This is a genomic window from Micromonospora sp. R77 (assembly GCF_022747945.1).
Taxonomy (GTDB): domain Bacteria; phylum Actinomycetota; class Actinomycetes; order Mycobacteriales; family Micromonosporaceae; genus Micromonospora.
Genome location: NZ_JALDST010000001.1, coordinates 6,176,992 through 6,191,914, shown reverse-complemented (window position 1 = coordinate 6,191,914; position 14,923 = coordinate 6,176,992). Strand labels below are relative to the sequence as shown.

At 69.9% G+C, this 14,923-nt stretch carries 10 protein-coding genes and 1 pseudogene; 5 read left to right on the top strand and 6 right to left on the bottom strand.

Annotated elements, in window-relative coordinates; all coding sequences use genetic code 11:
- Positions 1 to 453: 453 nt before the first annotated feature.
- Both MRQ36_RS28620 and MRQ36_RS28615 read left to right on the top strand, forming a co-directional pair.
- The gene (locus tag MRQ36_RS28620) at positions 454 to 1,428 is read left to right on the top strand and encodes a sigma-70 family RNA polymerase sigma factor (RefSeq protein WP_374250865.1); all 975 of its coding nucleotides are present in this window, start codon (positions 454 to 456) and stop codon (positions 1,426 to 1,428) included.
- Between the two features lie 70 nt (positions 1,429 to 1,498).
- Entirely contained in the window at positions 1,499 to 2,347 is an 849-nt protein-coding gene (locus MRQ36_RS28615) for an SgcJ/EcaC family oxidoreductase (RefSeq protein ID WP_242799854.1), read from the top strand.
- Positions 2,348 to 2,600: 253 nt separating this feature from the next.
- Here MRQ36_RS28615 and MRQ36_RS28610 read toward each other — a convergent pair whose 3' ends face one another.
- On the bottom strand, positions 2,601 to 5,429 hold the full coding sequence (locus MRQ36_RS28610) for a BTAD domain-containing putative transcriptional regulator (protein ID WP_242799853.1): 2,829 nt from the start codon (positions 5,427 to 5,429) through the stop codon (positions 2,601 to 2,603).
- Positions 5,430 to 5,656: 227 nt separating this feature from the next.
- Between MRQ36_RS28610 and MRQ36_RS28605 the strand changes: the two genes are divergently transcribed.
- Positions 5,657 to 5,995: a hypothetical protein gene (locus tag MRQ36_RS28605; protein WP_242799852.1), complete on the top strand. Its 339-nt coding sequence runs from the start codon at positions 5,657 to 5,659 to the stop codon at positions 5,993 to 5,995.
- Positions 5,996 to 8,105: 2,110 nt separating this feature from the next.
- Here MRQ36_RS28605 and MRQ36_RS28600 read toward each other — a convergent pair.
- The 3 genes and pseudogenes from MRQ36_RS28600 to MRQ36_RS28590 form a co-directional block, all read right to left on the bottom strand.
- Positions 8,106 to 8,518 (bottom strand): annotated as a pseudogene (locus MRQ36_RS28600) (acyl-CoA dehydrogenase); the annotation flags it as partial.
- A gap of 115 nt (positions 8,519 to 8,633) precedes the next feature.
- The gene (locus MRQ36_RS28595) at positions 8,634 to 9,644 is read right to left on the bottom strand and encodes a CU044_5270 family protein (RefSeq protein ID WP_278187620.1); all 1,011 of its coding nucleotides are present in this window, start codon (positions 9,642 to 9,644) and stop codon (positions 8,634 to 8,636) included.
- Positions 9,644 to 10,195 (bottom strand): RNA polymerase sigma factor, encoded by a 552-nt coding sequence (locus MRQ36_RS28590; protein WP_242799850.1) that lies wholly within the window; start codon positions 10,193 to 10,195, stop codon positions 9,644 to 9,646. The genes MRQ36_RS28595 and MRQ36_RS28590 overlap by 1 nt, the downstream gene beginning before the upstream one ends.
- A 16-nt stretch (positions 10,196 to 10,211) precedes the next feature.
- Between MRQ36_RS28590 and MRQ36_RS28585 the strand changes: the two genes are divergently transcribed.
- A complete protein-coding gene (locus tag MRQ36_RS28585; protein WP_242799849.1) occupies positions 10,212 to 10,532 on the top strand; it encodes a hypothetical protein in 321 nt (106 codons plus the stop codon).
- A gap of 484 nt (positions 10,533 to 11,016) precedes the next feature.
- Here MRQ36_RS28585 and abc-f read toward each other — a convergent pair whose 3' ends face one another.
- Together abc-f and MRQ36_RS28575 are read right to left on the bottom strand one after the other, a co-directional pair.
- Complete coding sequence (gene abc-f / locus MRQ36_RS28580) at positions 11,017 to 12,654, bottom strand: ribosomal protection-like ABC-F family protein (RefSeq protein WP_242799848.1); 1,638 nt, start codon at positions 12,652 to 12,654, stop codon at positions 11,017 to 11,019.
- An 802-nt stretch (positions 12,655 to 13,456) separates the two neighbouring features.
- A complete protein-coding gene (locus MRQ36_RS28575) occupies positions 13,457 to 13,954 on the bottom strand; it encodes a CGNR zinc finger domain-containing protein (protein WP_242799847.1) in 498 nt (165 codons plus the stop codon).
- A 90-nt stretch (positions 13,955 to 14,044) separates the two neighbouring features.
- Here MRQ36_RS28575 and MRQ36_RS28570 point away from each other — a divergent pair, with 90 nt between their 5' ends.
- Positions 14,045 to 14,923: an alpha/beta fold hydrolase gene (locus tag MRQ36_RS28570; RefSeq protein ID WP_242799846.1), complete on the top strand. Its 879-nt coding sequence runs from the start codon at positions 14,045 to 14,047 to the stop codon at positions 14,921 to 14,923.

Here is a 14,923-nt window from a genome sequence, read left to right as displayed (position 1 = left end):
ACATGCGGGTCTTCTCTACGGCTGCGCGTTGCGCGGCGCCGTGGCGGGGCCTTCCGTCTGGGCCAAGACGTATGCTGCGGCCGCCCGAACCTGCAGGTCCGGGTCGCCGGGCGGTAGCGGTGACCGCGTTCCGAGCCGATGACAGGGGTGCGGACGTTGGCCGCGGAAGGCCTCAGCCCGCAGGTGCGGCCTTACTGTCACTGCCTGCAAGCTGCGGCGGACCCGTACCGACCGCCCGCGTCCTCGGCGGAGTACGGCTGAGCGGCCGGGACGCGCCGGGACTCCGAGGTCGCAGATACGCAAGCGGTCATGTTGAGGGTAAGGAGTGGTCGGATTGGTTGAAGCCAGACTATGTGTGGTGTGAGCTCGTGTCCCAGCGGCAGACGGCGTGCGGCTGACCCAGCGCTACCATCCGGATCGGAAGATGTGACCCTCTGCGGGAGGACCGACGCTGTGGTCTCGGGTTCGGAGTCGACTCTGCTGGTGGCGGCACAAGCGGGAGACACGGACGCGTTCGCAGCTGTGATCGGTCCGTTGCGTGGGGAGTTGCACGCGCACTGCTACCGGATGCTGGGCTCGTTCCACGACGCTGAGGATGCTGTCCAGGAGACGCTGGTGCGGGCGTGGCGGGCACTCGGACGATTCGAGGCACGCGGATCGGTACGGCCGTGGTTGTTCCGGATCGCCACAAACCGGTGCCTGTCGATGCTGGAGCGGCGGGGTCGCCGGGAGCTTCCCGTCCATCTTGACGCTGTGGGAGCCGGCGACGAGGTGTTCTGGTTGCAGCCCTACGCAGACGAACGGTTGGGGCCGGAGCCGCAGGCAATGGCGCGGGAGAGTATCGAGCTGTCGTTCGTGGCTGCTCTGCAGCGGCTGTCCGGTCCGCAGCGTGCGGTGTTGCTGCTGCGCGAGGTGCTGGGTTTCAGCGCGCGTGAGGTGGCGCAACAGCTCGACACGAGCGTGGCCGCCGTCAACAGCGCGATGCAACGAGCGCGCGCGGTCCTCGCCCCGGCTCTGCCTGCCGCGACGCAGCAGTCCACGATGCGCAAGCTGGGCGACGCGGCGGTCGGAGCACTGGCCCAGCGGTACGCGCGAGCGTGGGAGTCCGGCGATGTCGAAACCATCGTAGCGCTGCTCACCGACGACGCGCGGTACTCGATGCCGCCGGTGGCGACCTGGTTCGCCGGCCGGGCAGCCATCCGCGGATTCCTGCTCGCCGGCCCGCTGCAGTGTCGCTGGCGATTCCTGCCCACGACGGCGAACGGCCAGCTCGCCTTCGGGACGTACCGCTGGGACCAGCAGCAGGCCGCGTACCTTCCCGGGGGTCTGGACGTTCTGGCCCTGCGCGATGGGCATATCGGGGAGGTCGTGTCGTTCTTGGATGCCGATCTCCCGGAGTTCGGGCTGCCGGCGGGCCTGCCCGGATGACGGCGAAATTCTGCCGGACGGCGATGGATCTGCCGCCTGCGCCGGGTTGTACCGGTGAAGGGAGGCACACATGGTTGTGCAGCAACACCGAGACGACGAGAAACTCATCACCGAACTGATCGAGCAGTGGGTGGCCGCGATCCGGGCAGGTGACCTTCCGGGTGTCCTCGCCGGTCACGCCGACGACATCGTGATGTTCGACGTGCCGCCGCCCCAGGACGGTGTCCGTGGCATCGACGCGTACCGGGACGCCTGGCCGCCGTTCCTCCAATGGCTGGCCAGCGGCGCCGTGTTCGAGATCGTCTCCACCGAAGTGACCGCCGGAGCCGAGGTTGCCTTCGCCCACGTGCTGTTACGGTGCGGCACCCCAGACGATCTCGCCCGCCGTCCCGACCATCGGCTGCGGATCACGCTGGGTCTCCGCAAGGAATCCGACCGGTGGCTCATCGCCCATGAACACCACTCGTTCCCGCTGGCGGAACCGGCTGACCGGGCGGCCGCGGAGCTGGAGATCAGAGCCCTGCACAAACGATGGTTCGAACGGACGGCGGCGAAGGACCTCGACGGGTTGATGGCCGGCATCGCCGACGACGTCGTCTCATACGAGCACATCGCACCCCTGGAGCACATCGGCCGGGCGCAAGTCCGGCAGGTCTGTCGGGACGGGCTAGAGGCAGGAACCGGTGAGGTGACCTGGCAGGTACCGAACCTCACCGTCGTCACCACGGACGACCTCGCCGTCGCCTGGGGCCTCAACCGCGTGCAGGCCGAGGGTCCGGACGGGCAGCTGATCGAGACGTGGTCCCGCGGCACCCGCGTGTTCCGCCGCACCGAATCGGCATGGTCGATGGTGCACCAGCACCTCTCCTACCCCCTGGATCCGCAGACCGGGGCCGTTCGTACCGACCTGCGGCCCTGACGGCAAGCCCGCTCGACAACCAACGGACGTACTCAGCGTCACGCTGACGCTTCGGGCGTCCACACCGACGCACCCGCCTCGCTTCCGGGGCGTTCGCATCGGCGTCACCGTGACGCCGATGCGAACGCCCCCGACGCAGTTCAGCTGGCCAATATTCGCTTTGGCTACGCCAACGGGTTGACAACAGCCGCTTCGCTGATCGTTTACGACCACGAGTCGGTGCCGTTCGACCCCGCTACCGGGCAGGCCCTGATCAGCCTCCGGCCGTGGACGGCGGGATCCTCACCTGGGCGCCGTCGGCGTCGAGCCGGGAGAGGGCGGCGCGGACCCCGTCCGCGTCCGGATGGCCGAGTTCGTCGAGTCCGTCGAGAGCCTGCAGGTATGCCTTGCGGGCCGAGTCCGGCTGGCCGGCCGCCCGGTAAGTTTCAGCCAGGTGTGTCAGGGCCACGGATTCGAAGTACCGATCCCCCAGGTCCTGATACAGGTCCATGGCTCGCCGGTAACTGAGGATGGCCGGACCGAACTCGCCGACGTGCTGTTGGACGTACCCGAGGGTGTCCCACGCGTTGGCCTGTCCGGACCGGTCGCCGAGTTTCTCGGTGACTTCGATGGCCTCCCGGCAGGGGGCGATGGCATCGTGGTGGCGGCCCAGCCGGGCGCGATGCCAGGCGACCGCGTTCAACGCGTGCCCGAGACCGAAGCCGAGGCCGCTCGCCCGGCACAGGGTCACCGCCTGCTCACCGTGCCGGACGGCTTCCTGGTATCGGCCCTGTTGCTCCCGCAACGCGCCGAAGTAGTGATGGGTCTGGGCCTGCCCGCTCGGGTCGTTGTGCTGCCGACACAGGGTGAGCGCCGCTCGCAGATGAGCCTCGACTTGGTCATGGTCACGCAGCCGGAGGTGGGCACGCGCGAGGTGGATGTGGGCGGAACTCTGTGCGGGAACGTCGCCCGACCGCGTTGCGGTGTCGAGCGCGTGACGTTGAGCGGCCACCTGGTCGTGCCACATCCCCCGCCGGTACCGGAACGTCGCAGCGGCATCGGCGATCAGCCAGGCGAAGCGGTCGAAGCCGGCGCGGGTGGCGTGGTCGGCTGCGGCGAGCAGGACACGGTGCTCGGCGGTGAACCAGCGCAGTGCCTGCTCATGGTCCGCCGGTACCTCGACGGTGACCCCCGCGCCCGGCGCGCCGGCCGGAATCTGATCGCGTGCGGGTTCCAGCAGCCGGTCGGCGGCCCGCGCCGAATGCAGGTAGTGATCCAGCATCCGGCCGGTCGCGGCGTGGGGTGGTTCGTCGTGCGGCAGCTGGCTGCTGTACTCGTGCAGGAGGGCGTGAAGCACGTACCGGCCCGATGCGGGCTCGCTCGCCAGATGCGCCCGGACCAGCTCAGCCAGCAGGGGCCGGACCTGTGGCGGCGGCAGCCCGGCCAGGCTGGCGGCGGCCGCGGCGGAGAACTCCGCGGTGGGATGCAGGCCGAGAAGGCGGAATAGGCGCGCCGCGGCCACACTCAGCGACCGGTAGGAGCAGAAGAACACCGAGCGCATGTCGGTGCCGGCGTCCCCGGTGGACAGCGCGTCGAGCCGGTCGCCACCACGGAGCTCGCCGGCGAGCACGGCGAGCGGCAGGTTGGGTTGGGTGGCCGCCCGCGCGGCGGCGACAGCGAGGGCGAGCGGGAGGCGGGCGCAGCAGCCGATGATCGTGGCGACGGCGTCGGATTCGGTGGCGGTACGGTCGCTGCCGACGCGTTGGGCGAGCAGGTCCCTCGCCTCGTCGAAGCTCAGCAGATCCAGTGGCACCCAGTGCGCTGCCTCGGAGGCGACGAGGCTGGTGAGCCTGTTCCGGCTCGTGATCAGGACCAGACATCCGGGCGCGCCGGGAAGCAGCGGACGGACCTGGTCGGCCGCGCGGGCATCGTCCAGCAGGATCAGCATGCGCCGGCCGGTGAGCAGGGTACGGAAGAGGGCTGACCGAGTGACCAGGTCGGCCGGAATCCGCACCGGTGGCACTCCCAGCGCGGTCAGGAACTCGTGCAGGACCTCGCTGGCGGTCAGCGCCGCGCCGGCCGGGTCGAAGCCGCGCAGGTTGACGTAAAGCTGTCCGTCCGGGAACCGGTGCCGGACCCGGTGTGCCCAATGCACCGCCAGCGTGGTCTTGCCCACCCCGGCCGTTCCGGACAGGGCGGAGACGACCACGGCGGCATCGGTCGACACGGCCGCGTCGGCGAGCCCATCGAGTTCAGCGAGCGCCGCCTCACGACCGACGAAGCCGCGCACGTCGAGGGGGAGCTGGGCCGGCGCGACGGCCGTCCCGTCGCGCGGTCCGGCTGCGGCGTCGACAGCCGGCGCTGCGCGTTGCGGTTCCCGGAGCACCTCCAGGTACACATCGCGAAGCGCTTCGGCCGGCTCGACACCCAGCTCATTGCGCAGGGTCGCGGCGGTGTCGTGGTACAACGCGATGGCGTCCGCCCGCCGCCCCTCGGCGGCCAGTGCGGTCATCAACAGGCCGGTGATCCGCTCGCGCAGGGGGTGGGTGTCGCACAGCGCCTGCAACTCCGGAATCAGGTGCCGTGCCCGGCCCAGCCGTAGCTCGATCTCGGCCGTCTCCTCCAGCGCCGTCAGACGCAGTTCATCGAGCCGGTTGGCGTGCGACCGGACCATGGCGCCCGGCAGGCCGGCCAGTGGACCTCCGCGCCACAGCGCCAGCACCTCGCGGAAGCGGTCGGCTGCGCCACGCAAATCACCCTTGGACAGTCGGGCCCGGGCGTCGGCCACGCCGGTCATGAACCGGAGGACATCGACCCGCTCCTCGTCGACCTCGAGCCGGTAACCCGCGCTGTCCGTGTGCAGACGACCGCCCGCATGGTCGCCGAGCAGCAGGCGCAGCTGCGAGACGACGGTCTGAATCTGCTTGCGGGCGGTCGATGGCGGAGCCTCCTCCCAGGTCAGGTCGACCAGCTCCGCAACGGTCACGGTCCGTCCCGCGTTCAGCAGGAGGCCGGCCAGGACCAGTTGCGATCGGACACCACCGAGGGGCACCTCATGTCCGTCGACGCTGACAGCGAGCGGACCGAGCAGCCTGAAGTCCATGTATCGGCGACCATCCGTATCGAGCACGGCAACGCCATCACGATATCGAAATTACCGGATCTCGGTGATCCGCTGCGGAATACCGCATCAATACCGGACGGAGACCGGCTCGGTACCGAACCAGGGCCGGGGCGTCTCAGCCTGGTAGGCGCATCAGACGCGGGCCGGAGCATCGGGCGGTCGGTGGCGGCAGCGTCCTTTCGGAAGGAACGGGAATGATAGGAAATGTGACAAAAACCTGGATCGCGGCCGCGATGCTGGCCGGTGCGTCGGTCCTGGCGACGCCGGTGCCGGCCCAGGCAGTGACGGCCAGCATCACCGGCTCGTACGCCTTCGACTGGAGCTACGGACACAAGGTCACGTCCTGCGACAGCAAGGGCGACAGCAAGCCGGTCAGGGCGGAGTACTACATGAACAACGGCGGCTCAACCGCCGTGGAGAACTACGGCGGCAACGGGACGTGCGCGGACTCGGCGTACGAGTCGTCCCTGATCAACCGCATCGCGGCCTGCCGTGGCGAATGGTACGGCTGGAGCTGCGGCAACACCGTGCGGACCGGTTACTAGGGCCACCGAGGTGTCGGCGGTCGCTCCGGCGGCCGCCGACCCGTTGCGCAATCGATTGGACTGAGGTGTCCCTCATCGTGCGTTCTGCCGTCGTGGCGCTGGCCGGTGCGGTGGCGGCGTTGGTTAGTTGGCTCGTGGTGGGCGGCTATGACATCGACGCGGCCCGGCAGGAGCGTTTGTCCCAGCGGTCGCCGGTCATGGTCAGCGGCGCCGCGCCCACCCTTGCCCGCTACGGGGAGAGTGGTGATGTCCTCGACGGACGTCAGTTCTCCGTGGTCGGCCTGGTGCCGCTGGCCGATGGCTCCCCGCCACCGGGGCTGCCCCGCTGGCCGGAACCGGGTGAGGCGTGGTTGTCTCCGGCCCTGCTGGCCGCCGACGAGACGGGGGACCTGCGGAGCCGGTACGGCAGGTTCGCCGGCGCGATCGGGGCCGCCGGCCTGGCCGATCTCAACGAGTTCTTCGTCTATTACCGGCCGGTCGACCCACCTGCCGCCACGGCGGAGGGTTGGCGTTCGATCTCCGCGTGGGGCCAGTCCCACCCTTTCGCCTGGGTGAGCAGCGCCCGCGACCGTTCTCCGGAGGTGTTCGCCGGGTTCGTGGTGTGCCTGGCCGGTCCACCCGCCGTTCTCCTGGCCCATGTCGCCGGGCGGACCCGGCGACGTCGTCGCCCTCAGGAACGGACGCCAGTGGGACTCGCCCGCTCTGTGATCGAGACGCTGGTCGCCGCCACCGTGGGAGCCGCGACGGCCTGTGCGCTCGGGAGGTGCGCTCTCGAGCTCGGCGTCACGCTGCCGATCACCGGTTTCCGGCTCACGGCCGGCGACGTCGACGGAGGGCTCGAGCGTTTCGTCGCGCTCGTCGTCGCCGCAGCTGTCGGTGTCGCCGTTGCCGCGTCGATACCTGACCTCACTGCTCACCGGCGCTCGACCGGCCGGCCGCTGCGCGCCGGCGGCCCGTCGACTGAGAGCGCCTGGCCGCGCCGCCTGGCCACCGGCGCCGTTATCGTGGCGATCCTGGCCGCAACGGGCATGCCGCTCGGTGGTTGGGTGCTTGCTGCCGCTGGTCTCGTCCTCATGGTGACGACGCCGTTCGTGGCGCGACGCGGCGCTGTCGCGTTCGGTCGGCGGCTCGGCGCATCCGCCGGAGGCCACGAGCACCTGGCTGCCGCCGCGCGATGGCTCCGCACCGGGTCCGCGCCGGTCGCCAGCTTCGCCGCCCTGCTCAGCCTGGTTCTCATCGGCTCCACGGTCGTCCTGTGCACTGTCACGCGGACCGGCGCTGAGGAGGCCGCGGCCCTCCACCTGCGCGCCACCGTCGGCGATCGGATCATCCAGATCACCAGCAGTGACCTGACCGCCGGCCGAGCCCGGCTCGTTGAGCGGTTCGGCGCCGAGCGGGTGCTCGGGGTGACGACCCGCGAGCGCAGGGTGGTGGTGACCGGCGCCTGCGCCGCGCTGGCGCAGCTCGGGTCCAGTCCCACCTGCCCGTCCGCGCCCACGCCGATCAATCAGATCACCACCCGGCCCAGCGAATTCGGTCGCGCGCTCGTGACACTGGGGATAGTCACAGCCCGCTCCGCCGAAGCACCGGTGCCGGCCGGTGAGGCGGACGGCCTGCGGGCCCTGCTCGTCCTGAACCCCGACGGCGCGTCCGGCTACCGAACGATCGCTCAAGCCGCGTTCGCGCTCGTCGCGCTGCCGGAAGTCAGCCTGCCCGGTCAGGAATGGCTCGGCGCTGTCCGGAAGTCCCACGATGACGCCGGCTGGGTGCGTCTCCTGACCATGATCGGAATCGTCATCGTCGTGGTGGCGGGTGCGCTCGACGCCGCCGTCAGCTTCACCCGGCACCGGCGCTTCGTCGATCCTGCTGTCGAGAGCCGTCGCATCACACTCGCAGCCTCGGCATGGGCGATGCTTCCGGCCTTGATGATCGCGTGTGGAATCGTCACCGCGGTGGCCTATGGCGCGGCGCTGGCGCTGCGGGGCCAGTACGGCTCGGGAGAGATTCCGGCGACGACGCTCACCAGCGCGCTGCCGTTGACGATCGTCGCGGTGGCGGCCGGATCCGTCCTGTGCGCGGCCGTGAGCCGTCCCGCTTGTCCCTGCCCGGGTCAGTCCCCGGTCGGGAAGGGGCGGATGCGGCGGCGCACGTCGTCCGCCGTGGCCGGGCCCGACTCCCAGGCGGACACCCAGGCGCCCTCGGCGGGCCGCGGGATGACGCCCTCCTCCAGGAAGGCGTAGCGGCCGGACACCATCCGTCGGGACGCCTCGACGTCGATCGGGTCCGTGTTGTCCCAGCGAGCGGCGAACAGGGCCTTCGCCCGCAGTCGGGCCTGCCGGCAGAACAGGTCGGCCAGCTCCGTGCCCGCTGCCCGGTGCTCCCGCTCCGAGCCGGCGCGGACGCACACCGCCGACATGGCGAACGGCTCCGCGCCGATGTCGACGATGCGGCCGAGGAAGGCCTCTTTGTGTTCCAGCCCGCCCTGCCAGCGCGACATGGCGTAAACGTCGACCGGGCGAGCTTGCAGGGGCCCGCTCAACGTACCGCACGCCGCCGTCAGGGAGTCGCGGTGTGCGGATCCGGGGGATTCAGGTCAATCGGGGCCGCTCCCGGAAGGAGCGGCCCCTGAGTTCGGCGTTCAACCCATTCGATCAGTCCAGGCGGTATCGAGGATCACCTGGTACGCGCTGATCTGCATGGGCGACAGCGTCAGTCGCTCATGGGCGAGCAGCTCACCCGTCTTCGGGTCGAAGATCAGGAGAGACTGCGCGTCGTGTTCGCGGTCGTCGAAAGTGACGGCGAGGCCGTTCCGACCGGCGCGATCTGTCACCTGCCCCCGCCAGCGGAAGCCGGGCACGTCGGCGAGGACCCGCAGGATCTCTGCTCGCACCGCACGCGGTATGACGAACTGCGCATAGAGAGTGTTGACCTCCTTGCTCGCGGCGCCTGGCCCGTACTCGACCTTGAGCAGTTCGCGTAGCCGCGACGGGTCAGCCGACGGAGGCGTGAGCTCCATGGGCGGCAGCGGGATCAGGGCCGGAGCCGCCGCGGCGCCGGCTGCGGGACGTGAGTCCAGGTTGCGTTGCCAGTAGTCGCGGGACTCCTGGTCGGGGTACTGCGGCTCCAACTGCGTGTTTGTCTGGCTACCGGTCCCGTCGGCGGCCTGCCAGACCTTCGTCTCGCCGACGAAGGCGACCTGGTGGCGACCGTCGGCGGAGGTCATTACCGGATCGCCCCATACCTTCATGTGGTGGTACATGTAGCGCCCACCGAGGTGGTCGTACTCCGCGTCCTTGATCGTGCCCGCCAGCGCGCGCAATCGCGGGCCAGCCTCCGGCGGATCAGTGTCGAACTGGTACGAGACCGGCACGAGCACCGATCCCGCTGCGTTCCCGGGCCCGCCCGGGACATCCGGTGAGGGCCCGTCGAGCGGTCGGAGAACGGACACGGCACCGACCGCGACCGCCAGCGTCCCAGCGGCCAGAACCAGCCGGCGGGTCGGGCGTACGCGACGACGTCCGGCGACCATCCCGGTGGTGCCGGCACGGTTGATCAGTTCATGTGCCGAGACCAGCGGCGAAGCGACGGCGGCGCTCCGGGCCGGGTCGACCGGGCCGAGGAGGGTACGGGTGCGTTCTACTCCGAACATCACAGTTCCTCTCGCGTGATCGCCAGTACGGGACGGCGCTGGGACTGAACGGGCCGGTCCGACATCGCTTCGGCGAAGCGGCGGCGGGCGCGATGCAGGCGCACCGCCGCAGTCGCCCGAGTGCAGCCAAGAGCCTGGGCCGCCTCGGACACCGTCAACTCCTCCCAGCCGATCAGCCGGAGAATTTCCTGATCGAGTTCTGAGGATCGCCAGCGCGGCCCGGATATCGGCGACCCCGACGGTGGTGTCGGCACCCGACGAGATGGCGACCCGTTCCAGGTCGGCACCGGTGATAGCAGGACATCGGGGGCGGCGCGCCGCGACCGCCAGTGGTTCGCAAGGAGCCGACGGGCCACCCCGTACAACCAGGGCAGACTGCGGTCCGGCACCTCGTGGCGACGACGCCAGGCGACGACGAATACCTCCTGCGCGAGTTCCGCTGACGCGTCGGGGTCCGCGAGTCGGCGCAGGCCATACCTCACTATGTTCGCGTACTCGGCGACGTAGAGGCCGGTGAACCAGTCCTCGTCCCTCTTCTTCGGTGGACCCACCCGAACCCCCATTGCCTTGGCGACTCTCACCCTGGCTTATGTCGCGACGAGCCCAACGATTACCGACGAGCCTCTCCAGCTGGGCACCCGGCCGGACACCATCGCCGCGTGGTTAGCCGACACCCCAGCCGGACTGGCCGCCTGGCTCATCGACAAGTACCGCGACTGGAGCGACAACGACGGAGACCTGGAAAGCCGCTTCGACCGGGACACCCTGCTGACGACCATCACCCTCTATTGGGCGAGCGGCGCCATCGGCTCCTCGTTCCGGCAGTACTACAGCTTCCACCACAACAGCCCACGGCCCGACATCACGTGCCCGCAGGGTTCACGGTGAGCACCGAGCCCTCGTATGCCAACTACCCCCGAAAGATGGCCGAACGCGCCTGCACCGACATCCGACACTGAAGCGAACCAGGTAGGGGCGGACACTTCATGCCCCTGGAAGAACCGGACCTGCTCGCTGGCGAACTGAGGCAGTTCTTCACGTCGCTTCGCCCATCCTGATCAGCAGTGGGGCCGGGCCACATCGGCCCGGCCCGCTCGAATTGCCCGAATACCGATCGAGATGCCACCCGTGGATGCCATTCCCCTTGGTGCACCTGTCAGACGCCTTCACTCGGCAGAGCCGTGAGCGCCGGCTACATCCCGGAGGCCATGCACGCCGGCCAGTGTCCCGGACGTGATGTGCGAGGACTCCGACGCCGTGCGCTCGCCCCTGGACGTGGGTATGTTGGCGACTCGGGCATGTCGGGTCATCTTCGGGTGCCCCGGGCCACGGGCCGGCGGGGCCCGTGGCCCGAAGCGGGCGGAGTCGTTGGTCAGGCGAGGTCGAGTGCGGGAATTTCGCGCAGGTGGCCACCGTCGATGCGGAGCCACCGCTGCACACCGATGTCGATGAGGAACCGTTCGTCGTGGCTGACTACCACGAACGCACCCCGGTAGGCGGTGAGGGCGCTCTCCAGTTGGCTCACGCTGACCAGGTCGAGGTTGTTGGTGGGTTCGTCGAGTAACAGCAGGTGGGGTGCCGGTTGGGCATAGAGGACGCAGGCGAGGGTGGCGCGCAGCCGTTCACCGCCGGAGAGCACACCGACGGGAAGGTGGGCTCGGGCGCCGCGGAACAGGAACCGGGCGAGCAGGTTCATCCGTTCGGCCTGCGGTCGGTCGGGGGCGTACGCGGCGAAGTTCTCCGCGACCGTCTGGTCGAGATCCAGCAGGTCCAGGCGTTGCGACAGGTACGCGACGCGACCGTCGGCGCGGTGCACCTGCCCGGCGTCCGGGTCGAGGTCGCCCTGCAAGAGGCGCAGCAGGGTGGACTTGCCGGCTCCGTTGGGGCCGGTCAGCGCGATCCGCTCCGGTCCCCGGATGGTCAGGTCGGCGCCGGCGCCGGCGAAGACGGCCCGGTCGTCGTGGTAGACCTGCATACGCTCGCCGGCGACCACGGTGCGGCCGGCGGGAACGGTGGTGTCGGGCAGGTCCAGGGTCAGCATCTGGTCGTCGCGCAGCGTCCGACTGGCCTCGTCGAGCCGGTTCTGGGCCTCGCTGACCCGGTTGGCGTGCGCCTGCTGTGCCCGGCCGGCCGACTCCTGGGCGCTGCGCTTGAGTCCACCAGCGACGATCCGGGCCAGACCGGCGTTGCCGAGGTTGCGCGCGGCGTTGCTGGCGCGGCGATCGGCCCGCTCCCGGGCCTGCTGCATCTCCCGCTTCTCCCGCTTCACGTCCTGCTCGGCGCTGCGCACGCTCCGCTGCGCCGCCTCGCGTGCCACGCGCGCCGCCTCCTCGTACGCGGTGAAGTTCCCGCCGAACAGGCGCACCTCGCCACGGTCGAGCTCGGCGATGCGGTCCATCAGGTCCAACAGGACCCGGTCATGGCTGACCACCAGCAGACACCCGGACCAGCCCTCCAGCACCGCGTACAGCCGGTGCCGGGCGTCGATGTCGAGGTTGTTGGTCGGCTCGTCCAGCAGCAGCACGTCCGGACGCCTGAGCAGCTGCGCCGCCAGGCCGAGCGACACCACCTGCCCGCCACTGAGAGTACGCAGGCGGCGCTCCAACCTCACGTCACCGAGGCCCAGCCGGTCAAGCTCGACGCGGCTGCGCTCCTCCACGTCCCAGTCATCCCCGACTGCCGTGAAGTGCTCCTCCGCCGCGTCACCTGCCTCGATGGCACGCAGTGCCGCGAGGACCGCATCGATCCCTAGGATCTGCGCGACGGTCAGGTCACCGGCCAGGGGCAGGTCCTGCGGCAGGTAGCCGAGGACACCCTCGACCGTCACGCCGCCACCGGTCGGGGTGAGGTCGCGCGCGATCACCCGGAGCAGGGTGGTCTTGCCGGCGCCGTTGGGCGCGACGAGGCCCGTGCGGCCGGGGGGCACGGTGAAGGACAGATCCCGGAAGACAGGAGTGTCGTCCGGCCAGGAAAAGGACAGGTTCGTACAAACGATGCTGACGTCAGACATCGGGAGACACCCTCGAAGAGAGAGCCGGGGTACGCGACAAACGCCCCGGTCGGGCAGACAGGTCTACGACAAGACAGGCCACCGTCGGCGCAGGCGGGCAGGCGGCCGGGGCCACTCACCCCGAGATGTCGTCGTCCCCCGTCACCATGATCCGCTCCCTCGACGCCCTCATCGCGGTCTCCGCCGCGCAGCGCCAGCCTAACAACTTCCGACGTGCTACCGGCACCGCAACCGCCTCGCGCTTTTGGGTGACCGACGGGCTGAGCTCGCCGCGACCGGCGACCAGCCGGAACACGCGGCGCCGTCCTACCAGGTCGAGGCGTGGCAGCCGGCCGCGCAGTAGCTGGTCACCGCCTCGGTGACCGACTGCCACTAGTCGAGCCGACCCACTTTCTCTGGCGTAACGCCGACGCGCCACCCCGAGATTCGGGCAGCGTGAACGCCGACCTGGCCGCAGCATGGCCAGGGTGGCGGTCGTTGGTTCGGGGTCAGCACGGCAGGTGACACCGCCGCAACAGGATCCGCTCCTAGAACGGGTCCAGTGCTGGTAGGACTGGGTTTCCGTCGGGCTTCGCGCGCCAACCGTGGCGGCTTGGTGCGGTGTCCGAGCATGCGACATTGCCCCATTCCCGTTCCATCAACGGTCAGGCGTAGGGCGCGGACCGCGGCGTTTCGTAGAGCGGCCATGACCTGGGGGCCGGTGCCGGCTTGGATCTGGCTGCGGTCCTCGTCGTAGGTGACGTCACGGACCGGTGATTGCGGGGCTCGTCCAGCGGGCTGTGCGGGTGACTATTTCACAGGGTTATGTGCGTGCCCTGCGGTAGTGCCGACGGGCCTTGAGGCGGTTGCCGCAGGCAGCCATCGAGCACCAGCGGGCGGTGTTGGCCCGGCTGCGGTCGATCAGGAAGAGCCGGCACTCGTCGTTGGCGCAGGGTCGGAGCCGGCCGGGGGCGACCTCGCGTAGGTCGGCCCAAGCGAGCACCGCGCGCACCACGCACTGCCGGTCCGGCGGCGCGGTCAACGACCAGTCGAGCCCTGTGGCGGTCAGGTGCGGGACCCGGCAGGCGTCCGTCAGGAGCGGTGCGAGGGAGTCGCTCGCCAGCTCGCCGCGCGCGACTCCCTGCAGCAGGGGGCGGGCGGAGCGGACGGCGTCCCACTCCTCGTGGGTGCCGGTGCCGCCGAACTCACGCAGGGTCGCGCGGGCACGAGTGGAGTCGGCGAGCAGGTCGCGCGGCTCGCCGTCGACCACTGGGGTGCTGTTGAGGATGAGCAGCAGGAGATCTTCGTCGGTCGATACCACCCAGACACCCCTAACCGCTCAAGCGCTTTTGACTGGTTAGGAGTCTACCAGTAGAGTCCTAACCACATTGAAATTTCATGGAGGTTAGGTATGCGTGTGTTCCATCGGTACGCCACCGTCGAGGGGCAGCGACTCTTCTACCGGGAAGCCGGACCGACCGATGCTCCCGCCGTCGTCCTACTGCACGGCTACCCCACCAGCTCGTTCATGTTCCGTGACCTCATTCCGATACTGGCCGACCGTTACCATGTGATCGCGCCCGACCATCTCGGCTTCGGCCAGTCCGACCACCCCACGGTCGACGAGTTCGACTACAGCTTCGACTCGCTCGCCCGCCTCACCGCCGGGCTGCTCGACCGACTCGGCCTGGACCGCTACGCCATTTACGTTCAGGACTACGGCGCACCGATCGGCTGGCGACTCGTGCTCCAAGCGAACTCCCCCGTCACCGCCGTCATCACCCAGAATGGCAACGGCTACGAGGCCGGCTTCGTCCCCGAGTTCTGGGCACCGGTCTGGGCGTACGCCGACGATCCGAACCGCGAGACCGAGGCCGCGATGCGTGCCGCCCTGGAGCGCGACGCGATCGTCTGGCAGTACACCCACGGCGTCCCGGACCCCAGCGTTGTCAGCCCGGACACCTGGACCCTGGACCACGCGCTGCTCCAACGTCCCGGCAACGACGAGGCGCAGCTACGCCTGTTCCGCGACTACCCGGCGAACCGCGCGCTCTACCCCCGACTCCACAAACGCCTGCGGGCGGACCGGATCCCCGTCTTGGCGGCGTGGGGCCGCAACGACCAGATCTTCGCACCGGCCGGGGCGACCGCCTTCGGCGAAGACCTGCCGGACGCCGAGGTCCACCTCCTCGACGGCGGGCACTTCCTGCTGGAGAGCAACCTGGACGAGGCCGGCGACCTCATCCGCGACTTCCTCGGCCGGACCCTGCCCGCGAAGGCAGACAGCTGA

What these genes read in the sequence shown, in the direction of transcription:
- MRQ36_RS28570 (WP_242799846.1), top strand. Translation starts at nt 14,045, where the DNA reads ATGCGTGTGTTCCATCGGTACGCCACCGTCGAGGGGCAGCGACTCTTC.
- MRQ36_RS28595 (WP_278187620.1), bottom strand. Translation starts at nt 9,644, where the DNA reads ATGTTCGGAGTAGAACGCACCCGTACCCTCCTCGGCCCGGTCGACCCG.
- MRQ36_RS28610 (WP_242799853.1), bottom strand. Translation starts at nt 5,429, where the DNA reads ATGGACTTCAGGCTGCTCGGTCCGCTCGCTGTCAGCGTCGACGGACAT.
- abc-f (WP_242799848.1), bottom strand. Translation starts at nt 12,654, where the DNA reads ATGTCTGACGTCAGCATCGTTTGTACGAACCTGTCCTTTTCCTGGCCG.
- MRQ36_RS28615 (WP_242799854.1), top strand. Translation starts at nt 1,499, where the DNA reads ATGGTTGTGCAGCAACACCGAGACGACGAGAAACTCATCACCGAACTG.